Origin of the sequence: Mesorhizobium sp. M8A.F.Ca.ET.057.01.1.1 (genome assembly GCF_003952565.1) — a bacterium.
Taxonomy (GTDB): domain Bacteria; phylum Pseudomonadota; class Alphaproteobacteria; order Rhizobiales; family Rhizobiaceae; genus Mesorhizobium.
Genome location: NZ_CP034454.1, coordinates 1,647,461 through 1,668,152, shown reverse-complemented (window position 1 = coordinate 1,668,152; position 20,692 = coordinate 1,647,461). Strand labels below are relative to the sequence as shown.

General features: G+C 64.0%; 20 protein-coding genes. 11 read left to right on the top strand and 9 right to left on the bottom strand.

What is annotated here, in order from left to right:
* Positions 1 to 81: 81 nt before the first annotated feature.
* The gene (locus tag EJ077_RS07485) at positions 82 to 1,284 is read left to right on the top strand and encodes a pyridoxal phosphate-dependent aminotransferase (protein WP_208700852.1); all 1,203 of its coding nucleotides are present in this window, start codon (positions 82 to 84) and stop codon (positions 1,282 to 1,284) included.
* A 78-nt stretch (positions 1,285 to 1,362) separates the two neighbouring features.
* Here EJ077_RS07485 and EJ077_RS07480 read toward each other — a convergent pair whose 3' ends face one another.
* On the bottom strand, positions 1,363 to 1,758 hold the full coding sequence (locus EJ077_RS07480; protein WP_208700850.1) for a cupin domain-containing protein: 396 nt from the start codon (positions 1,756 to 1,758) through the stop codon (positions 1,363 to 1,365).
* A gap of 236 nt (positions 1,759 to 1,994) precedes the next feature.
* Here EJ077_RS07480 and EJ077_RS07475 point away from each other — a divergent pair, with 236 nt between their 5' ends.
* The 3 genes from EJ077_RS07475 to EJ077_RS07465 all read left to right on the top strand — a co-directional run bounded on the left by EJ077_RS07475 (position 1,995) and on the right by EJ077_RS07465 (position 6,987).
* Positions 1,995 to 3,521, top strand: coding sequence for a putative bifunctional diguanylate cyclase/phosphodiesterase (locus EJ077_RS07475; protein WP_208700848.1), 1,527 nt, complete (start codon positions 1,995 to 1,997; stop codon positions 3,519 to 3,521).
* Positions 3,522 to 3,712: 191 nt separating this feature from the next.
* On the top strand, positions 3,713 to 5,761 hold the full coding sequence (locus tag EJ077_RS07470; RefSeq protein WP_245458661.1) for an elongation factor G: 2,049 nt from the start codon (positions 3,713 to 3,715) through the stop codon (positions 5,759 to 5,761).
* Positions 5,762 to 6,489: 728 nt separating this feature from the next.
* Complete coding sequence (locus EJ077_RS07465; protein ID WP_208700846.1) at positions 6,490 to 6,987, top strand: methyltransferase family protein; 498 nt, start codon at positions 6,490 to 6,492, stop codon at positions 6,985 to 6,987.
* A gap of 21 nt (positions 6,988 to 7,008) precedes the next feature.
* Here EJ077_RS07465 and EJ077_RS07460 read toward each other — a convergent pair whose 3' ends face one another.
* Positions 7,009 to 7,905, bottom strand: a complete 897-nt coding sequence (locus EJ077_RS07460) for a LysR family transcriptional regulator (protein WP_127873461.1) — start codon at positions 7,903 to 7,905, stop codon at positions 7,009 to 7,011.
* Positions 7,906 to 7,996: 91 nt separating this feature from the next.
* Complete coding sequence (gene trxB, locus EJ077_RS07455; RefSeq protein ID WP_127873462.1) at positions 7,997 to 8,971, bottom strand: thioredoxin-disulfide reductase; 975 nt, start codon at positions 8,969 to 8,971, stop codon at positions 7,997 to 7,999.
* A 261-nt stretch (positions 8,972 to 9,232) separates the two neighbouring features.
* Here trxB and EJ077_RS07450 point away from each other — a divergent pair, with 261 nt between their 5' ends.
* Entirely contained in the window at positions 9,233 to 9,712 is a 480-nt protein-coding gene (locus tag EJ077_RS07450) for an Lrp/AsnC family transcriptional regulator (protein WP_208700844.1), read from the top strand.
* Between the two features lie 244 nt (positions 9,713 to 9,956).
* Positions 9,957 to 10,751, top strand: coding sequence for a glycosyltransferase family 2 protein (locus EJ077_RS07445; protein ID WP_208700842.1), 795 nt, complete (start codon positions 9,957 to 9,959; stop codon positions 10,749 to 10,751).
* Between the two features lie 74 nt (positions 10,752 to 10,825).
* Here EJ077_RS07445 and EJ077_RS07440 read toward each other — a convergent pair whose 3' ends face one another.
* The 4 genes from EJ077_RS07440 to EJ077_RS07425 form a co-directional block, all read right to left on the bottom strand.
* Positions 10,826 to 11,476 (bottom strand): D-glycero-alpha-D-manno-heptose-1,7-bisphosphate 7-phosphatase, encoded by a 651-nt coding sequence (locus tag EJ077_RS07440; RefSeq protein WP_208700841.1) that lies wholly within the window; start codon positions 11,474 to 11,476, stop codon positions 10,826 to 10,828.
* Complete coding sequence (locus EJ077_RS07435) at positions 11,469 to 12,041, bottom strand: D-sedoheptulose-7-phosphate isomerase (RefSeq protein WP_208700839.1); 573 nt, start codon at positions 12,039 to 12,041, stop codon at positions 11,469 to 11,471. Before EJ077_RS07435 ends, EJ077_RS07440 begins: the two co-directional genes overlap by 8 nt.
* Positions 12,042 to 12,049: 8 nt before the next feature.
* The gene (rfaE1, locus tag EJ077_RS07430; RefSeq protein WP_208700837.1) at positions 12,050 to 13,543 is read right to left on the bottom strand and encodes a D-glycero-beta-D-manno-heptose-7-phosphate kinase; all 1,494 of its coding nucleotides are present in this window, start codon (positions 13,541 to 13,543) and stop codon (positions 12,050 to 12,052) included.
* Positions 13,544 to 13,678: 135 nt separating this feature from the next.
* Positions 13,679 to 14,311, bottom strand: coding sequence for a LysE family translocator (locus tag EJ077_RS07425; protein ID WP_208700835.1), 633 nt, complete (start codon positions 14,309 to 14,311; stop codon positions 13,679 to 13,681).
* A 155-nt stretch (positions 14,312 to 14,466) separates the two neighbouring features.
* Here EJ077_RS07425 and rfaD point away from each other — a divergent pair, with 155 nt between their 5' ends.
* From rfaD to waaC, 3 genes are read left to right on the top strand one after another with little or no spacing between them, the layout of a single operon-like run.
* Complete coding sequence (gene rfaD, locus EJ077_RS07420; RefSeq protein ID WP_208700833.1) at positions 14,467 to 15,417, top strand: ADP-glyceromanno-heptose 6-epimerase; 951 nt, start codon at positions 14,467 to 14,469, stop codon at positions 15,415 to 15,417.
* On the top strand, positions 15,390 to 16,397 hold the full coding sequence (waaF, locus tag EJ077_RS07415; RefSeq protein WP_208700831.1) for a lipopolysaccharide heptosyltransferase II: 1,008 nt from the start codon (positions 15,390 to 15,392) through the stop codon (positions 16,395 to 16,397). Before rfaD ends, waaF begins: the two co-directional genes overlap by 28 nt.
* Positions 16,394 to 17,374, top strand: a complete 981-nt coding sequence (waaC, locus tag EJ077_RS07410; protein WP_208700829.1) for a lipopolysaccharide heptosyltransferase I — start codon at positions 16,394 to 16,396, stop codon at positions 17,372 to 17,374. The genes waaF and waaC overlap by 4 nt, the downstream gene beginning before the upstream one ends.
* A gap of 250 nt (positions 17,375 to 17,624) precedes the next feature.
* On the opposite strand, the gene greA is transcribed toward waaC, so the two are convergent.
* Together greA and EJ077_RS07400 are read right to left on the bottom strand one after the other, a co-directional pair.
* Entirely contained in the window at positions 17,625 to 18,098 is a 474-nt protein-coding gene (gene greA / locus EJ077_RS07405) for a transcription elongation factor GreA (RefSeq protein ID WP_023671981.1), read from the bottom strand.
* A gap of 267 nt (positions 18,099 to 18,365) precedes the next feature.
* The gene (locus tag EJ077_RS07400) at positions 18,366 to 18,905 is read right to left on the bottom strand and encodes a tetratricopeptide repeat protein (RefSeq protein WP_208700827.1); all 540 of its coding nucleotides are present in this window, start codon (positions 18,903 to 18,905) and stop codon (positions 18,366 to 18,368) included.
* 142 nt (positions 18,906 to 19,047) lie between these two features.
* Between EJ077_RS07400 and EJ077_RS07395 the strand changes: the two genes are divergently transcribed.
* Both EJ077_RS07395 and EJ077_RS07390 read left to right on the top strand, forming a co-directional pair.
* Positions 19,048 to 19,473, top strand: coding sequence for a DUF3775 domain-containing protein (locus tag EJ077_RS07395; protein ID WP_127873474.1), 426 nt, complete (start codon positions 19,048 to 19,050; stop codon positions 19,471 to 19,473).
* A gap of 199 nt (positions 19,474 to 19,672) precedes the next feature.
* A complete protein-coding gene (locus tag EJ077_RS07390) occupies positions 19,673 to 20,683 on the top strand; it encodes an extensin family protein (protein ID WP_245458660.1) in 1,011 nt (336 codons plus the stop codon).
* Positions 20,684 to 20,692 lie beyond the last annotated feature (9 nt).

Here is a 20,692-nt window from a genome sequence, read left to right as displayed (position 1 = left end):
TTGCGCTGGGGGGAATGATGCGACATGAGAAGCGCCGCGGCCGCTCCTGGCCGCGCCGATCCTTTGGAGAGACAGAAGGTCATGGCCTTTCTTGCCGACACCCTTTCCCGCGTTAAGCCTTCCGCCACCATCGCGGTGACGCAGAAAGCCCGCGAGCTGAAAAATGCCGGCCGGGATATCATTGGCCTTGGCGCCGGCGAGCCCGATTTCGATACGCCCGACAACATCAAGAATGCGGCGATCGAAGCCATTCGCCGTGGCGAGACCAAGTATCCGCCGGTTTCGGGCATCGTGCCGCTGCGCGAGGCGATCGCGAAAAAGTTCAAGCGCGAGAACAATCTCGACTACAAGCCCGAGCAGACCATCGTCGGCACCGGCGGCAAGCAGATCCTGTTCAACGCCTTCATGGCGACGTTGAACCCCGGCGACGAGGTCATCATCCCCCGCCCCTACTGGGTCAGCTATCCCGAAATGGTGGCGATCTGCGGCGGCACGTCGGTGTTTGCCGACACCTCGATCGACAACGGCTTCAAGCTGACCCCGGCGGTCCTGGAAAAGGCAATCACGCCGAAGACCAAATGGCTTTTGATGAACTCGCCGTCCAACCCGTCGGGCGCGGCCTACACGCACGCCGAACTGCGCGCGCTGGCGGACGTGCTGCTCAAGCATCCGCATGTCTGGACGCTGACCGACGACATGTACGAGCACCTGACCTATGGCGAGTTCGTCTTCAAGACCATCGCGGAGGTCGAGCCGAACCTCTATGAGCGCACGCTGACCATGAACGGCGTCTCGAAAGCCTATGCCATGACCGGCTGGCGCATCGGCTATGCCGCCGGTCCGGTACCGCTGATCAAGGCGATGGACATGATCCAGGGCCAGCAGACCTCTGGCGCCTGCACCATCGCGCAATGGGCTTCGGTCGAGGCATTGAATGGCCCGCAGGACTTCATCGCCAAGAACAAGGCGATCTTTCAAGGCAGGCGCGACCTCGTCGTCTCGATGCTCAACCAGGCGCGCGGCATCACCTGCCCGTCGCCGGAAGGCGCCTTCTATGTCTATCCGTCCTGCGCCCAGCTGATTGGCAGGAAGACCAAGGCCGGCAAGGTGATCGACACCGATGAGACCTTCTGCTCGGAACTGCTCGAAGCCGAGGGCGTCGCGGTGGTGTTCGGCTCGGCCTTCGGCCTCGGCCCCAACTTCCGCATCTCCTACGCCACCTCGGAGACGCTGCTGGAGGAAGCCTGCACCCGCATCCAGCGCTTCACGGCATCGCTGACCTGATCTGGTAAGTTCGAAACAAGACCCGGCGTCACCGCGGTCAGGCGTTACCGCCGGGTTTTGTCAATCCAGGCTCAGCACTCAGCCGCCATATTGCGCCGGCGTCACTGCTTCCAGCCAGTCGGCATGGATGCCGTCGAGGGCCTCCTGCATGGCGATGTGCGTCATCGCCGATTTCGGCGCCGCGCCATGCCAATGCTTCTCGCCGGGCGCGAAGGAGATGACGTCACCGGCCCTGATCTCCCGGATTGGCCCGTCCCATGTCTGGGCCAGGCCGGCGCCCGCGGTCACATAAAGCGTCTGGCCAAGCGGATGCGTGTGCCAGCGGGTGCGCGCGCCGGGTTCGAAACTGACCAGCGTGGCCCTGAGCCGCGCCGGCGCCTCGGTCTCGATGATCGGCGTCTGCAGAACCCGGCCGGTGAAGTATTTGTCCGGCGCTATGATGGTCGGCACGCTGCCGCAAGCAATTATTTTCATCGTCTGTTCCTGAAACTGGCCAGGGCTGGGGAAACGTCGGCCCTTTCGAAGTGAAACGCATTCTCGGCCCGGATTGGCCCTGATGCAACCGGCCCTGCGGCCGGCTTGGGCGAAGACCTGATTTTCTCTTAACCATGAACCTTGCCCGCTTGGATCGCCGAGCGGAATGCCGGCGAGTTCAATGTCTTCTTAACGGCTGCCCACTAGCCGTGAGCCTGCAGTGCGGGAGCTGGCGGATGAGCATACTGACGACGATCAAGGACCACAGCGGCCGGATCTATCGCGGTATCCAGTCGCTGCTTGTGATCAGCATCGGCGCGGCGGTGCTTGGCGCTTTCGACGTCTTGCGAAACCTGCCTGCCGGCAGTGCCTTCGCCATCTCGATCCTGGCCACCAGCCTGGCCTTGCTGGCACTGATGTATATGCGCAGCAGCGTCGTCCATCGCCTCCATTCGGCCGAAGCCGCCGAGGCCGAGAAACATCATTTCCTCACCAGGGACGCGATGACCGGCGCGATGACGAGACGCTATTTCCTCGAAGCGCTGCGCGAAAGCCTGGGCACCATGCGCGACAGGCGCGAGGCGGCCTTGCTCTTGATCGACCTCGACCATTTCAAGCAGTTGAACGACACGTTCGGTCACCAGTTCGGCGACCTCACCCTGACGCATCTGGTCAAGACCTCGGAGCACATCTTTGCCGGTGCCATGGTCGGACGCCTCGGCGGCGACGAATTCGGCGTCATCATTCAGCACGGCGACCTCAACGCCATCAACAAGGATGTCAGACAATTGCTGGATGCCATGCGCGCCGGCAAATCGCATGAAGGCAAGACGATTCCGCTCTCCATCTCGGTCGGCGTGGCGCTGGCGCCGGCCCATGCCTCGAACACGACGGAACTGATGCTGGTTGCCGATCTGGCGCTTTATGAAAGCAAGGCGGCGGGCCGTGGCCGCGTCACCGTCTTCGACGAGGAGATGCTGTCCGACAAGCGCTACCGGCGTCTGGTCGAACGGGAATTGCGCGCCGCGGTCTATCTGGGCGAACTCGAATTGCATTATCAGCCGATCGTCAACCCGGATGGCTCCAGCCATGCGCTCGAGGGGTTGATCCGCTGGCGCCATCCGGTTCGCGGATTGATCGCGCCGGCCGAGTTCATTGCTATCGCCGAACGTTCCACGCTGATCGACATGCTCGGCGAATGGGTGTTCAAGCGGGCTTGTGCCGATATCGGCCAGTTCCCGGGTCACCGCATCTCGATCAACGTCTCCGGCGAGCAGCTCAAGCGCGACGAGATCGTCACCATGTGCGACCGCGTGCTTAGGGAAACCGGCCGGTCGGCGTCACGGTTCATCATCGAGATCACCGAGACGGTGGCGACCGCCGCCACGCCCGAGATCCTGCGGCGCCTCGAAGCGCTGCGCGGTCTCGGCTTTCACATCGCCCTCGACGATTTCGGCACCGGCCATTGCGGCTTCAACTATCTGAAGACCTTGCCGATCGATATCATCAAGATCGATCGCTCCTATATCCGCAGCCTCGCTCATGACCAGGTGGCGCAGATCTTCGTTTCGGCGCTGGCGCAGATTGCCCGCATCCAGGACGTGACCATTGTGGCGGAAGGTGTCGAGACGCAAGAAGAGTTCGCGCTGGCCAAGGCTGCCGGCTGCAACCGCTTCCAGGGCTATTTCTTCGGCAGGCCGGCGCCGCGCGACAAGCTCGCGCTGCTTGCCGGGCGCTCGGAACCGCTCGCGCTCAGCGCCTGAGCCGGCCAGCCGCGCCGGCTTCCTATTTTTCTTGCCCTCCAGGCAAACAAGTGGGACGATAATCGGGGCAGGTCGAAACAGACCCGCCCGCGACGGTCGAACAGGCCGGCCGCCGCTCAGGACCGATTGACCTTGGCCTGAACCATGAATGCCAGTCGGTCCCCAGGAAAACGCCTGAGTGGAGGTCAGTCATGGGTACTCGCGCCGGAGGACGACGCACGGGACCGAAATGCATTGCCATAGTCGGTCCCTTCGCAAGCGGTAAGACGACACTTCTCGAAGCCATATTGGCCCGTACGGGCGCCATTCCCCGCCAGAATCCGGTTTCCTCGGGAAACACCGTTTCAGACCATTCGCCCGAGGCCCGCGCCCACGCCATGAGCGTCGAGGCGTCGATCGCCACCACCGAATTCATGGCGAGCAGTTCACCTTCGTCGACTGCCCGGGTCGATCGAATTCCTCTCGAGGCCGAGCCGGTACTGGCCGCCTGCGATGTCGCGGTGGTCGTGGCCGAGGCCGACGAAAAGAAGATCCCCGCCTTGCAGCTCATCATGCGCAAGCTCGACGATCTACGCGTGCCCCGCATCCTGTTCCTCAACAAGGTCGACAAGGCGATCGCGGGCGTGCGCGACACGCTGAAGATGCTACAGCCGACAAGCGCGGCGCCGCTGCTTCTGCGCCAGATTCCGCTGCGCAAGGACGGCGTCGTCATCGGCTCGATCGATCTGGCGCTGGAGCGCGCCTACATCTACCGCGAGTATGCCGAGAGCGAGGTGGCTGAAATACCGGGCGACGACAAGGCGCGCGAGCTGGAGGCGCGCTTCTCCATGCTCGAGACGCTGGCCGACCATGACGATCAGTTGATGGAGCAGCTGCTCGAGGAGATCGAGCCGCCCAAGGACGCGGTCTTCGACGATCTCGCCGCCGACCTGCGCGACGGCGCGGTGACGCCGGTGCTGATCGGAACCGCCGAGAAAGGCAATGGCGTGCTGCGCCTCTTGAAGACGATCCGCCACGACGCGCCCGACATCGAGGCGACCCGCAAGCGGCTCGGCGCCCCGGACGGCAACGCGACGGTGGTCCAGGTGATGAAGACCATCCACACGCCGCATGGCGGCAAGCTGTCGGTGTCGCGCATTCTGTCCGGCCAGGTCGCCGACGGCTTGGAACTGTGGCTGCCTGGCGGCGACACCGCCAAGGTTTCCGGCATCTACAGGATGCTGGGCAAGGACCAGGTGAAGCTGACCGCCGCCAGGACCGGCGACACCGTGGCGCTCGGCAAGCTGGACGCGGTCAAGACGGGCCAGACGCTCAGCTCCGCCAAGGGAGGCATCAAGCCGCTGTTCGATATCGAGCCGCCGCAGCCGGTCTTCGCCTTCGCCCTGCGCCCCAAGGAGCGCAAGGACGAGGTCAAGATGTCGGCCGCCATCCAGCGCCTGGCCGAGGAAGACCCCTCGCTCAGCCTGCGCCACAACCAGGACTCGGCCGAGACCGTGCTGTCGGGTCACGGAGAGATGCATCTGCGCGTGGTGCGCGAGCGGCTGGAGGGCAAGAACCAGATACCGGTCGAAGGCCATGCGCCGGCGGTGCCCTATCGCGAGACGATCCGCAAACCGGTGCAGCAGCGCGGCCGTCACAAGAAGCAGTCGGGCGGCCACGGGCAATTCGGCGATGTGGTGATCGAGATCAAGCCGCTGCCGCGCGGCTCCGGCTTCCAGTTCACCGACACCATCACCGGCGGCGTCGTGCCCAAGACCTATATCCAGTCGGTCGAGACAGGCATACGCGACTATCTGAAGACCGGCCCGCTCGGCTTCCCCGTGGTCGACGTCGCGGTCAACCTGTCGGACGGCTCCTACCATGCCGTCGATTCCTCCGACATGGCCTTCCAGATGGCGGCCAAGCTGGCCATGAAGGAAGGCATGGCCGCCTGCTCGCCGGTGCTTCTGGAGCCGGTGATGAAGGTCGAGATCGTCACGCCGTCGGACGCGACGTCGAAGATCATCGCGCTGATCCCGCAGCGGCGCGGCCAGATCCTCGGCTATGACGCGCGGCCCGACTGGCCTGGATGGGATGTCGTCGAGGCGACCATGCCGCAGGCCGAGATCGGCGATCTGATCATCGAGCTGCGGTCGGCCACTTCAGGCGTTGCCAGCTACCGCGCCGCCTTCGACCATATGGCCGAGCTGACTGGCCGTCTCGCCGACGAGGCGATGAACGCCAACGGCAAGGCCGCCTGATTTCACCCGATTCATGAAAAGCCCCCTCGAAGCATCGAGGGGGCAAAAACCAAAAACGACGCCCGGGGGGCCGGACGCCGTTTTGTTGTGCGGACCGTTTTCTTGGGAGGAGAAACGGCAGGTCCGCCGCATGTATGGTCGCCGCACTTCGGCGGAAAAGGTTCGGACGCGGTAGCCGCCTGAGCCCGGGCCGTACGAGTGATGCCCCCATCTCCCGTCCGAACCACACCGCGTCCTACCATGTACATAGCAGCGGAAGGCATCGTTGTCATGTTACCAGAGGTTACATGACACTGTTACGTGGCAATTCCGATGAAATTTTCGCCCGTCCCGCCCGGCCCCGGGCAACAAAAAAGCCGGATCAACGAAGATCCGGCTGAGTTTGATTGGAAGTGCCTGTTAAGGCTAACCTCCAGAGGGGAACACTCGAGGGCGCTAATGGGAGGAGAACGCGCCCAGGAGATGATCTATATATCTGCTCATCATGCCCAAGAAACAAGCATCTATTTTGCAACACACGCATGCAAAAAGGCACAGGCTGTGGTCCAACCCATTCCGGGAGCCAATAGGACCAGCAGAATCGTCAAAATCAAGCGCGCTTTCGGGTCATTGTCGTCTCGAAAACACCGATCGCGGCCGGTTTTGTTCCCAAAATGCCGAAAAACACTGATGATGTGGAATGAGGCAGCGGCGGTTCAATTCCAAGGCAGTCAAGCGGAGATCAACCAATGCGTAGGTTTTCGGCGATTGCCGGCAGCGGTCTTTTCCTGATTGCCGCCCCTGGCCTGGTCGCCGGCCTGATTCCATGGCTGCTCAGCGAGCGCTGGGCTCGCCCATGGTCGCCCCTGCCCGGCTTTGTCCTTGCCGGCGGCGTCCTCATTGCCGCCGCGGCCGCCGTGCTGCTGCATGCCTTCGCCCGCTTTGCACTGGAAGGGCTGGGCACGCCAGCCCCCGTCGCACCAACCGAAAGACTGGTGATCGGCGGCATCTACCGCCATGTCCGCAATCCCATGTATGTCGCCGTGCTGTCGATCATTCTCGGCCAGGCGCTGTTGTTCTCGAGCTGGTCGATCGCCGCCTACGCGGCAATCGCGGCGGCTGCCATGGTGACCTTCGTCAAGCTCTATGAGGAGCCGACGCTCACCGGCCGTTATGGCGCTGAATACGAAGCCTACCGCCGCAACGTACCGGGCTGGCTGCCGCGGATCACGCCCTGGAAAGGATAGGCTCGCGGAGGCGACCTTGGATCAGAACGACCAGCTTCTGGCCTTGGCGATGATGAAGTCGCGGAACACGTGCAGCTTGGCCTGGTTCTTCATCGCGTCGGGATAGGCGAAATAGGTGTCGAAGGACGGTACCTCGGTTTCCGGCAAAAGCTGCACCAGGCCGGAATCCTTGCTGATGACGTAGTCCGGCAGCATGGCGATGCCGGCGCCGCCCTGCACGGCACGCTTGATCGACAGGATGTCGTTGATCTGCAGTGTCGGCACGCGCCGGCCGCTCTCGAAATCACCGACCGTCTCCAGCCAGTTCAACTCCGACAGATGCGACGGCACAGGCAGGCCGAAGGTGACGATGCGATGGCTTCTCAACTCTGCGATCGAACCCGGCTTGCCATACTTGGCGACGTAGGATGGGGCGGCGTAGAGATGGAAATGCACGGTGAACAGACGGCGCTGGATCAGGTCCGGCTGTTGCGGCTGGCGCAGCCGGATGGCGCAATCGGCCTGGCGCATGGTGAGGTCGAGCTCCTCATTGGCGAGGATCAGCTGCAGGCTGATTTCGGGGTAGAGTTCGATGAACTCCTGCACCCGCTCGGTCAGCCAGCCGGCGCCGAGGCCGACGGTCGTCGTCACCCTGAGCACACCGGACGGGCGGTCCTTGGTCTCGGTCAGCCGCGACTTGATGGTTTCCAGCTTCATCAGCACGTCATGCGCCGTGCGGAACAGCATCTCGCCCTGTTCGGTCAGCACCAGGCCGCGTGCATGGCGATTGAACAGCGGCACGCCGACATCATGTTCGAGCGCGCTGACCTGCCTCGATATCGCAGATTGCGACAGATGCAGCGTCTCGGCCGCATGCGTAAACGACCCCGCCTCCGCCGCAGCGTGGAACACGCGTAGCTTATCCCAGTCCAACGCCATGATTTCCCCTCGTTCCCGTTGGCGTTTGAATGAAAAATCAGGCTTTTACACGGCGCTTCTAAGCCGTTTTTTTAACAGTTTCGCGAGCTGCCTATTCCGCAGCCTCGCGATGCACCTCGATGCCGGCCAGATATTTTTCCGCTTCGAGCGCGGCCATGCAGCCGAGCCCCGCCGCCGTCACCGCCTGGCGGTAGATATCGTCGGTCACGTCGCCGGCGGCGAACACGCCAGGCACGTCGGTGCGCGTCGAATCCGGCGCTGTCCACAGATAGCCGTTCGGCTTCTGCTTCAGCTTGCCGGCGAACAGCTCGACCGCGGGCGCATGGCCGATGGCCACGAAGACGCCGTCGATCTTGAGGTGGCTCTCGGCACCGGTCACGGCATGCCTGAGCTTCAGCCCCTCCACCGAAGGCGGCAGCGGTGCCTTGCCGGGGCGGCCGGTGATCTCGTCGACGATCGTGTCCCAGATAACGCGGACATTGTCCTTCTTCAACAGCCGCTCGCGCAGGATGCGCTCGGCACGGAAGTCTGAGCGCCTGTGGATGACGGTGACGCTCTTGGCGAGGTTGGACAGATAGAGCGCCTCCTCCACCGCCGAATTGCCGCCGCCGACCACCGCGACGTCCTTGCCGCGATAGAAGAAGCCGTCGCAGGTGGCGCAGGCGGAAACGCCGAAGCCCATGAAGTCCTGCTCCGTGGGAATGCCCAGCCACTTGGCTTGCGCGCCGGTGGCGATGATCAGCGCATCGGCCGTGTAGGTCGTGCCGGAATCGCCCTTGGCGCGGAACGGCCGCACATTGAGGTCGACCTCGGTGATGATGTCGTTGATGATGTCGGTGCCGACATGCTCGGCCTGCTTGAGCATCTGCTCCATCAGCCACGGCCCCTGGATCGGGTCGGCAAAGCCGGGATAGTTTTCGACGTCCGTGGTGATCATCAGCTGGCCGCCCTGCTGCAGGCCGGCGACGAGCATCGGCTTCAGCATAGCGCGCGCGGCATAGACCGCCGCAGTATAGCCGGCCGGACCGGAACCGATGATGAGAACGGGCGCATGCTTGGTGGTCATTTGGAGCCTCTGCGGGGCGGACACGAGTGTGCCTTGGAAAAAGACGTGGAGTTTCGGGCTTAATGTAAGGGCTGCCAGCCACGCCAGCAAGACGAGCGGACCGTCGTCCCCGGAAAGCTTCGGCCCATGTGGATATTCGCGCGACCAACGCTTTTCGTTACCTGCCAAAATCGCGTCGACGAGGGCTGGCTTCGACACAAAAGTCGTTTAATTACAAAATCGCGAAAGATTCTTGCGCCACACTGATCATCGAGAACCCCAATGCCCCTCAAGGCCGACCTTGACGCCATCGACTGGAAGATCCTGCGCGAGCTTCAGTCGGACGGGCGCATGACCAATGTCGAGCTCTCGAACCGCGTCGGCATTTCGGCCCCGCCCTGCCTGCGCCGGGTCAAGCGGCTGGAGGAAGCCGGTATCATCCGTGGCTATCGTGCGCTGCTCAACGCCCCGGCGCTCGGCCTCGATGTCGTTGCCTTTTGCCTGGTCGGGCTGCATCACCAGGCTGACGCCGAACTGCGCATCTTCGCCGACCGCACGCGCGGCTGGCCGATCGTGCGCGATGCCTGGATGGTGTCGGGCGAGTCCGATTTCCTGCTGCATTGCGTGGCAAGCGACCTCGGCAGCTTCCAGACCTTCGTGATCGAGGAACTGACCTCGACGCCGAACGTCGACACGGTGCGCACCGCGCTCACCATTCGTCGCGTCAAGGATGAGGGTTTGGTGTCGTTCGAGCGAACCTGAGGCCAGGCGACGCCCGCGCGAGCCGAATTCCTGGCCTTCGCCACACCGGCGCCGCGTTGGTATTCGAAAGACGTTGATATACAAGGCTGAACGGCTCTGCCGGACTTCACTGCTTGACTGGGCGCTTGACTGGTTTCTCAAGCCATTCCAGAAAAAATGTGTAACGGTTTTCCGCCCGGAATTGCTTGAGAACAGATGGCGCGAGCAACGTGAAATCCGGGAGAATCCGCATGGGAAGGGGACCATGACCCGTTTTGCAAGCCCGGTCTCGGCGCTCATCATCTGCGTGAACGAGGCCGACATGATCGGCCCGTGCCTGGAAAGCATCGATTTCTGCGCCGAGATCATCATCGTCGATTCCGGCTCGACGGACGGCACCGTCGAATGCGTGAAAAGCTATATCGCCAAGGGCTATCCCATAACGCTGCTGCACAATGACTGGCCGGGGTTCCCCCGCCAGCGGCAATTCGCGCTCGACCATGCCAACCAGCCCTGGTGCCTTTCGATCGACCCGGACGAACGTGTCGACGACCGGCTGAGGCAGTCGATCGTGGCCATCACTCAGGCGTCCGGCGGCAAGGCCAGCGGATGGTACATGCGCCGCCGCGACTGGCTGAAGGGCTACGGCTATGCCCATCGCTGGGTCCTGCACAACAGGCTGCTCAGGCTTTTCCGCAGGGAAGGCGCCGCCATGGATCTCACCGCGCGGGTGCATGAATCCGTTCGCGTGCCGGGCGAGACCGACACGATCGAGGACGGTGTTTTGCTGCATCGCCGTGAAATATCGGTCGAGGAGGATCTTGCCCGGGCCAACGCCTATTCCAGCCTCAAGGCGGTCACGCTGGTCGAGAAAGGCAAGAAGCCCGGCCTGATGCGGCTGGTGCTGTCACCGTTCGGAAATTTCCTGAAATTCTACCTGGCCAAGCGCTACTTCCTGTGCGGTCGCCACGGCTTCGTCTACTCGATGTCGGTGATGATCTATTCCTTCGCCACCGAGGCCAAGCTCTACGAAGCCTCGCAGCGCGACGATCCCGCATGAGCGACATGGTGCGCATGGCCTTGGTCATCCGCTGCGTTAAGGAGGATGACCTTGTGGCGTTCGTCGGATGAACCTTAGGCCCTCCCAAGCTCAGCGACCGCGTCGCAAAGCCTCCGATGATCATTGCCCGTCACCAGCTTCCGGGTGACGAAACTGCCGTCATCGGTCTTTCGACTAACTCTGCCGCCAACCAGCCAACCCTCGCGCAGCCCGGCCCGCCGTCCAGCTTCCATATCGTCGGCCTTATCGCCAACGATGATGGATCGGCTTGTGTCCAGGTCCAATAGATCGCGAGCGCGCAGTAGCATGCCTGGACTAGGCTTGCGCATGGGATGATCGCCTATTGCCAGTTCACCTGTCCCGCTCGAGTGGTAGGCACAGGCCAGCACAAGGTCGACGGAGCAATCCTGCGCCTCGAGCAGCGCCAACAGCCGCTCATTGACCGCAGAGAATTCCGGCCAGCCGAAATAGCCCCGAGCTATGCCCGACTGGTTGGACACGATGATGGCGGGAAGGTCGCTAAGATTGGCCGTGCGGATCACTGGCAGCGTCTCGGGCCGCAGGACTATTTGTGCCGGATCGCTTGGATAGCCGGTATCGACATTGATGGTGCCGTCGCGGTCGAGAAAAAGCGCCGGTCGACCGGCTGAAAAGGATCTGCTTCCAATCCGCTCGACCCACAGGCCTGGCTCCTCGAGGGGATAGACTGCGCCACTGTCAGCCATTCGACAGGCGCGCTTCGACCACCTCACACAGATAGTGATAGAGGCACAGATGCCCCTGCTGGATGATCGGCGTCGAGGTCGACGGCACGTTGAGCAGGATGTCGCAGAGCGGCTTCAGCTTGCCGCCGGTGTCGCCGGTCAGGCCGATGACCGTCATGTCCATCATGCGCGCCTGTTCGGCCGCGGCAAGGATGCTCGGCGAATTGCCGCTGGTCGAGATCGCCAAAAGCACGCCGCCCACAGCGCCATGCGCTTCGACCTGGCGCGAAAACACCGTGTCGAAGCCGTAGTCATTGCCCCAGGCGGTCAGCATCCCGGCATTGGCCGGCAGCGCAATCACATTGTAGGCCTTGCGCTCCTTCAGGAAGCGGCCGACCAGTTCGGTGGCGATATGGATGGCATCGCTGGCCGAGCCGCCATTGCCACAGACCAGCAAGGCCTTTCCGGAGGAAAGCGCCGACACGACGGTACTCGCCGCACGCTCCATCTCGCTGGTCAGGTCTCGCTCTACCGTGGCAGTGATGGCGGCCGCCGAGCGGACCAGATAGTCGTTCAATTCGGACATGAGATCCCTCAGTTGGTGGCGCAGCCGGCGCGCAATTTGCCGATCGTGCCGGTGGTGCTCTTGCCGGCGACGAGGTCGACCAGCACGACGCGGCCGCCCGCCTTCTGCACCACATCGGCGCCGACCACGGTGTCGATCGTGTAGTCGGCGCCCTTGACCAGTATGTCGGGCAGAAGCGCTTCGATCAGCGCCAGCGGCGTATCCTCCTCGAACACCACCACGGCATCGACGGAAGCGAGCGCGGCGAGCACGCAGGCGCGGTCATGCTGGTCGTTGACTGGGCGGCCCGGCCCTTTCAGCCGGCGCACGGAAGCATCGCTGTTGAGGCCGAGCACCAGCCGGTCGCACTGGCTGCGCGCCGCGTGCAGCAGGCTGACATGGCCGGCATGCAGGATGTCGAAGCAGCCATTGGTGAAGCCGACGCTCAGCCCCTCCGCCTTCCATGCCGTGACCATGCGCGCGGCCGAGGCGGCGTCGAGGATAGCGTCCTTATGCGCGGTCGGTCCGTGCGAGCGAAAGAGCGCGCCGGTTAGTTCCTCGACGCTCAGCCGCGCGGTGCCGCGCTTGCCGACCACGACGCCGCCGGCGGCGTTGGCGATGGAGGCCGCGGCGACGGGATCGGCGCCGGCGGCAAGCGCCAGCGCGAAGGTCGCGATCACGGTATCGCCGGCACCCGAGACGTCGAACACCTCGCGCGCCTGGGTGGCGATGTGGCGCGCTTCTTTGGGGCCGACCACGCTCATGCCCTTTTCGCTGCGGGTGGCGACGACGAAGTCGAAGCCGTGCGCCGAAATCAGTTCCCGCGCCGCCGCCACGATCTCGTCATCGGCGAATACCGCATGGCCAACGGCCTCGCCGAGCTCCTTGCGGTTGGGGGTGACGGCGGTCGCGCCGGCATAGCGCGCATAGTCGCGGCCCTTCGGGTCGACCAGCACCGGCTTGCCCGCCTCCCGGCAGATGGCGATCAGTTCGGCGGCGACGCCGTCCAGCAATATGCCCTTGCCGTAATCGGACAGGATAACGATGTCCGCCTGTTGCAACGCGTCCCGGAAACAGCGGATCAGCTCCGCCCGTTCTGCTTCGCCGAGCGGCCTGATCTCTTCTTCGTCGAAGCGCAGCACCTGTTGGTTGAGCGCGCTGAAGCGGCTCTTCGACGAGGTCATGCGGCCGCGCTGCTGTGAAAGGCCCGCTGTCTCGGCGCCAAGCTCGCCCAGCATCCGCGCCAAGCTGTCGCCGGCGGGATCAGTGCCGATCACGGAGACCGGAATGGCGCGCGCGCCAAGCGAGACGATGTTGGCCACGACATTGCCGGCGCCACCCATCGCCGAGCTTTCGCCGCGCCCGTGCAGCACCGGGATGGGCGCTTCCGGCGAAATCCGCTCGATGACGCCATTGACGAAGCGGTCGAGGATGAAGTCGCCGACGACCAGCACGGCGATGTCGCCGAAGCGCGCGATGGCGCGGTGCAGGGGCTCGGGAGAAGGCGGATTGTGCTTGATCATGTCATCTGCCACGCGCGGGAAACGCCGATCTCAGATAGGTCGAAACACCAGATTTGCGAGGCCGGTCGGTCATGCCTGCCGATATACCGCAATTCGGCGCAGCGCAACGCCGGGGCGGAGGCAAACCCGGACAGGTCAGATTTTCTGCAGGGCGACGTGGACGCCGAGCCCGACCAGCACGGCGCCGCCGGCCCGCTGCATCAGCCGCTGCGCCCGGCTTGAACGGCGCAGCCGGCCGATCACGAGGCCGGCCAGGAATACGCAGACGATGTCGGCCGAGGAGAACATCAGGTTGACGACAGTGCCCAGCACGACGAATTGCAGCCAGACCGGGAAGGCCGCGGACGCATCGATGAACTGCGGCAGGAAGGCCATGAAGAAGATCGCGGTCTTGGGATTGAGCACCTCGACGGTGATGCTCTCGAAAAACGCTCGACGCGCCGATTTGCGCTCGATCGCCGGCAGCGCCACGTCGCCCTCCACGCGCTTGCGAAACAGCGAGACGCCGAGCCAGATCAGGTACAGCGCGCCGACCAGCTTGACTGCCATGTAGAGCGGCGGCACGGCATGGAACAGCACCGACAGGCCGGCGGCGGCGGCAAAGACATGGACATAGCCGCCGAGGTGAATGCCGAGTGCCGCCGTCAGCCCCGACCAGCGCCCGCGCGCCATGGTCTGCGCGGCGGCGTAGAGCATGGCTGGACCCGGAATATAGGCGAAGATCGCCGTGGTGGCGAAAAACGCGATCAGCAGTTCGGTCGACGGCATTTTTTGTCCCTCATGATCCTGCCCTGCGGCGAGCCGACAGAAGCGGCGGTTTTGCGGCGCCACTGTGACGACGGCGCCTGCCCACCACCTGCTTTGTCGACAGCCCGGCCAGCCTCCCTTATAAGGACCGGAATCGCACGCAACCAGAGGCCTTCATGATCATCGTCACGGGCGGCGCCGGCATGATCGGCTCCAACATCGTCGCCGCGCTCAACGCGGAAGGCCATGACGACATCCTGGTCGTCGACGACCTTACCGACGGCCACAAGATTGCCAACTTGGCCGATTTGACGATAGCCGACTATCTCGACAAGGACGATTTCCTGGCCCGCATGGAGGCCGGCGCGCTCGGTCGCATCGAGGCCGTGTTCCACCAGGGAGCCTGCTCGACCACCACCGAGTGGAACGGCAAGTTCATGATGGAAGTGAATTACGCCTATTCGAAACGGCTGCTGCATGCCTGCCAGGCGCTGCGTGTGCCCTTCCTCTACGCCTCGTCCGCTTCGGTCTATGGCGGCGGCGCCGAATTTCGCGAGGAGCCGGCGCTGGAGCGGCCGCTCAACGTCTATGCCTATTCCAAGAAACTCTTCGACGACTATGTCAGGCGCACGGTCTTCGACAGCGATCATTCGCAGGTCGCGGGGTTGCGCTACTTCAATGTCTATGGCCCGCGCGAGGCGCATAAGGGCGCCATGGCCTCGGTCGCCTTCCATCTGTTCAACCAGGTCGAGCGCGGCGAAAACCCGAAACTGTTCGGCGCCCATGACGGCTTCGGACCGGGCGAGCAAAGCCGCGACTTCATCCATGTCGGCGATGTCGCCGACGTCAATCTGTGGCTATGGAAGCGTGGCGCGAGCGGCATCTTCAACTGCGGCACCGGCCGCGCCCAGCCGTTCCGCGCCATCGCCGAAACGGTCATCGACGCGCTGGGCAAGGGCGAGATCGAGTTCATCCCCTTCCCCGACCATCTCAAGGGCAGCTACCAGAGTTTTACCCAGGCTGATATGTCCCGCTTGCGCGCAGCCGGCTATAACGGGCAATTCCGCACAGTAGAAACCGGCGTCAGAGACTATGTCGAATGGCTGAAAGCCCAACGATCCTCGTGATCGGCCCACGCTGGGTGGGCGATATGGTGATGGCGCAGTGCCTGTTCTCGGCGCTGAAGGAGCTCCATCCCAACGCCGCGATCGATGTGCTGGCGCCGGCCTGGGCGGCACCTCTGGTCAAGCGCATGCCGGAGATCCGCCAGCAGATCGACTTTCCGCTGAAGCCCGGCGCGCTCGAATTCAGCCATCGCCGCCGCTTCGGCCGCCTGCTGCGCGGCCGCTACGACATGGCCTATATTCTGCCAGGCAGCTGGAAGTCGGCGCTGATCCCGTTCTTTGCCCGCATTCCGCGCCGTTTCGGCAATCTGCGCGAAATGCGCTATGGCCTTTTGACCGACATCGTAGCATTGCCCGACGCCGTGAAACGGCGCACCGCGCAGGCCTATTTCGGCCTCGCCCAGGGCGGCAGTTTCCGCGCACCCCGGCTGACCGTGGACGCGAAAAACCAGGTCGCCTTGCTCGACCGCTTCGGTCTGGCGCCGCAAAAATTCGTGGCCCTGATGCCCGGTGCCGAGTTCGGCCCCGCCAAGCGCTGGCCAAGCGAAAGCTATGCCGGCCTTGCCCGCGAATTCATGGGCAAAGGGCTGAAGGTTGCCCTGTTCGGCTCGAAGAACGACCGCGACGTGACGGCCGAAATCGCCGCGTTGGCCCCCGGCGTCGTCGACCTCGCCGGCCAGACGCGGCTGGAGGAAGCCATCGACCTGATCGCGGCCGCCCGGCTCGCGGTCTCCAACGACAGCGGGCTGATGCATGTCGCGGCCGCCGTCGGCACGCCGATCGTTGCCGTCTACGGCTCGACCTCGCCTGAAAATACCCCGCCCCTGGCGGAACGGCGCGAACTGGTCTGGCTCGGCCTGTCCTGCTCGCCTTGCCACCAGAAAATCTGTCCGCTCGGCCACCTCAACTGCCTCAAGACATTGGAAGTTGGGCAGGTCGCCGCGGCGGCGGACCGGCTGCTGGAAGTTCCGGCCGCGGCATGAAGGTGCTGATCGTCAAGACATCGTCGATGGGCGATGTCATCCACACCTTTCCGGCACTCGAGGATGCCTGCCGCGCGCGGCCCGATATCGCTTTCGACTGGTGCGTGGAGGAGGCGTTTGCCGGCATCGTCGCGCTGCATCCGGCGATTGGCACCATCCACACGGTGGCGATACGGCGCTGGCGAAAGAGCCTCTTCGACACGAACACCTGGCGCCAGGCGGCGGCCCTGCGCCGTGCCTTGCGCGCCTGCCGATATGATCTCGTCATCGATGCGCAAGGCCTCCTGAAGTCGGCCCTGGTAGCACGCCAGGCCCGCGCGCCGATCGCCGGCTTCGATCGGTCGAGCGCGCGCGAACCCTCGGCGACGCTATTCTACGACATCCCCTACGCCGTGCCGCGCGACCTGCACGCCATCGACCGGACAAGGCGGCTGTTCGGGCTGGCGCTCGGCTACCGGCCCGATCTTTCGGCGCTCGACTCCGGCATCGTCGCGCCGATGGGCACGATCGCCGCAATCGACGGAAAAGCGGCCTTCCTGCTGCACGGCACCAGCCGCGAGGACAAGAAATGGCCTGCTGAGGACTGGATCGGAACCGCCCGCCTGCTGGTCGAGCGCGGCATGACGCCGGTCACCACCTGGTCGAACGAACGGGAGAAGGCGGTGGCCGAAGCGATCGCCAAGGCCGTGCCATCCACGGTGGTGCTGCCCAAATCGCCGCTAGCCGACATCGCAGCCATTCTCGGCCGTTCGACGCTGGTCATCGGCGCCGATACGGGATTGACCCATCTCGCCAGCGCGTTCGGCTTGCCAACGGTCGCGGTGTTTTTGGCCACGGAGCCGGGTTTGACCGGGCCGCGTGGGCCGTACGCATCGACGCTTCTGGCAGCGCCCGGCGCGCGCGTGACGCCGGCGCAGGTGGTGGCGGAAGCGGAACGACTTTTAGAGCTTAGCCGGGCAACTGCCGGGAAAGGCTGACTTTTCGACCGAACGATTGGAAAGGTCAGCGCTGCCCCTCATCTGCCTGCCGGCATCTTCTCCCCGTATAGTGACGGGGAGAAGGGGCTGAAATACGCGGTCGGCGCCAGCCACTTGGCGAAATCATCGATGACAGCGTCTTTCTCCCCGTCTCTATACGGGGAGAAATGCCCGGCAGGGCAATGAGGGGCGGCGCAAGCCTTCGCGCGAATAGCGCCTGTCAGCGCGGAGCCTCACCCAGCCCACGCCCTCAGATAAACTGCACTTGGACGATTTCGTACCCGCGTGCGCCGCCAGGCGCGTTGACCTCGATGGCGTCGCCGACTTCCTTGCCGATCAGAGCGCGCGCGATCGGCGAGGAGATCGAGATGCGGCCGGACTTCACGTCGGCTTCCTGGTCACCGACGATCTGGTAGGTCTTCTTCTCCTCGGTGTCCTCGTCGACCAGCACCACGGTGGCGCCGAACTTGACCTTGTCGCCGCTGAGCTTGGTGACGTCGATCACCTCGGCGCGCGCGATATAATCCTCGAGTTCGTTGACGCGGCCCTCATTGAGGCTCTGTGCCTCTTTCGCGGCATGGTATTCGGCATTTTCGGACAGGTCGCCATGCGAGCGCGCCTCGGAGATCGCCTCGATGATGCGGGGCCGCTCTTCCTGCTGGCGCCAACGCAGTTCTTCCTTCAATGACGCGAACCCCTCGCCTGTCATCGGGACCTTGTTCATAGTGCCTGACCTTTCCTGCCGCCGCCCCCGCGTTTCGGGGGAAGCCTTGTCGTTGGGTACAAAAAGAAAACGGTCCGGCAGCCTCGGGCTAACGGAACCGTTTCACCGCAATTTCCCTGAATATAGCAATCTTTGCGGGCTTTTCACGCTCAAAAATCGGTTTTGTAAAAATCATCCCTTCTTTTGTCAGCGAAGGTGGCTGTGGAATGGAGCGAACGAAAACGGCCGCGATCGCTCGCGGCCGCTTCGAGAAACCATGGAGCCCGATCAGCTTCTCATGAAATGTTCGATCTGCTCGGACAGCATGCCGTATTCGCGCGAACCCTTGCCGGTGCGCTTTTCGATCTCCGCCAGCTGCTGCTGGGCGCCGGCCAGGTCGCCGATCTGCAGATGCGCCTCGCCGAGATATTCGCGCACCAGCGTGTAATTCGGGTCGATGCGCAGCGCTTCCTCGTAATAGCCAAGGCCGACGGTGACGCGGCCGGAATGGCGGTGCGAATAGCCGAGATAGTTGAGGATGCGCGGATCCTGCTTGTTGGCGGCCAGAACGAGAACCGAGATCGCCTCGTCGTAGCGGCCGGCCATCGCCAGCGCATGGCCCGCATCATAGATGCTGTCGTCGTCCAGCATGCCTTCCTTGGGCGGCACGCATTTCTGCTTCTTCTTATCCCAGACCTCGCCCTTTTTGCATTGGGTGACAGTCTGGTCGCTGCCACCGCCGCTGCTGCCGGCGGCAAACGCCGGAACGGCGAGGAACTGCAGAGCGACAAGCGCGCCCGCCGCCTGGATAAGCACTCTTTTATTCATGGAAACCTCCTGAGGGTGTGACAATGCCACACTAACGCCGAGCGGTCCGCGTTTCATCCCGGAAAAAAGCCCGCCTGGAGAACATGAGGTGACGGATGCCGCAAATCCGGTATCATCCGGCAAATGACTGACGGAGAGGCCCGTGCAGCGGCGGCTTGAAAAGGACTGGGATCTGACGATCGGACCCGACACCGTGCGGCTGTTCATCCTCAAGGCCAAGGCGCTGAGCGCGGCCGTCAACGAGGACTACGCCGACGGCGCCGAACACGAGGTCGAGTTCGACGGCGACAGGCATGACAACCACCACCATGACGGCCTTGCCGAGGAAAGCTCGGAAAACCTCACCGAGGAAGAGCTGCGCGAGCTGATCAACGACCTCAATATCGACGAGGCCGCCGAGCTGATCGCGCTGGCCTGGGTCGGCCGCGGCGACTACGACGCCTCGGAATGGGCCGAAGCGGTGGCGGCGGCGCGAGAACGCGCCAACAAGCGCACGGCGAAATACCTGCTCGGCATGCCGCTGCTCGCCGACTTGCTGGAAGAGGGGCTGGAAGCGATCGGCGCGTAACGCGGAGGTAACCGATTGTGATCGGGTCGAAGCGCCTGTCCAGGCAACTTCAGCCGACCGGCGCCGTTTCCGAGCGATGGCAACGCTGAGCTTTTCCCGATTTTGCACTCTGGCGCTGCTTTTGGCGGCGGCGGTTCTGCTGGTGACGCCGGCCGACGCCAGACACCGTCACAGACACCACGGGCCGCTAAGCCCGCGCGTGGATCAGCCCCTGACGCAGCGGGCCGACCAGCCGCTGCGGCCAAGAGGCAAGCGGCAGCCGAGAGCGCGGGCCAGGCAGCATCTCGCGCCAAATCCGGCACCGCAAAAAACGCAGGATGCCCGGCCGTCCGCCGATGTTCCGGTGCCCGAGCCACGTCCGGCTGACGCTCCAAAGACGCAGGAACGGAACACCGAAGGTCCAAAGAGTGGCGGAGCGCCCGATCTGCTCAAGGACGAAGAGGCCCATCAGAAAAGCCAGACGCCGCCCGAACCCCCAGCCAAAACGGAAAGCGAGCCGGAGCCGCCAGCCGTGGTGCCGACACCGGCGCCAAAGCCCGGCACCACGACGCCCGAGCCTCAGCCGCCGACCGTCGCCCCCCAGCCGACGCCAAAACCGGCGGATGCGGGCGACGAGGAAAAGATGCTGCCCGATCCGCGCTCGGCCGATCTTCCCGCCGACAAGATGCCGGCTGAGGAAGTCGCCTGCCGCGAGCGCCTGAAGACGCTCGGCGTCGAATTCGAAGACCACAAAGCCGAGAGCAATCCCGAAATCGGCTGCTCGATCCCCTACCCGATCGTGCTGAAGTCGCTCGGCAAGTCGATCGCGATTGCCCCCGGCGCCGAACTCAACTGCCCGATGGCGGAGGCGGCAGTGCGTTTTGCTGCCGACGTCATCCAGCCGGCGGCGAAGGCCGAATTCGGCGCCGACCTCAAATCGATCAGCCAGGCGTCGGCCTTCGTCTGCCGGCCGCGCAACGGCACGCGCAAACTGTCGGAACACGCTTTCGGCAACGCGCTCGACATCGCCAGCTTTACGCTGTCCGACGGCAAGACGATCGAGGTCGGCCCGGCGCCGCCGGAAAAGGACGGCAAATTCCTCGACGCCGTGCGCAAGGCCGCCTGCGGGCCGTTCAAGACCGTGCTCGGCCCCGGCGCCGACGCCGACCACGCGCTGCATTTCCATTTTGATCTCGAGCCACGCCGTCACGGCGGTACGTTTTGCCAGTGAGCGGAACCT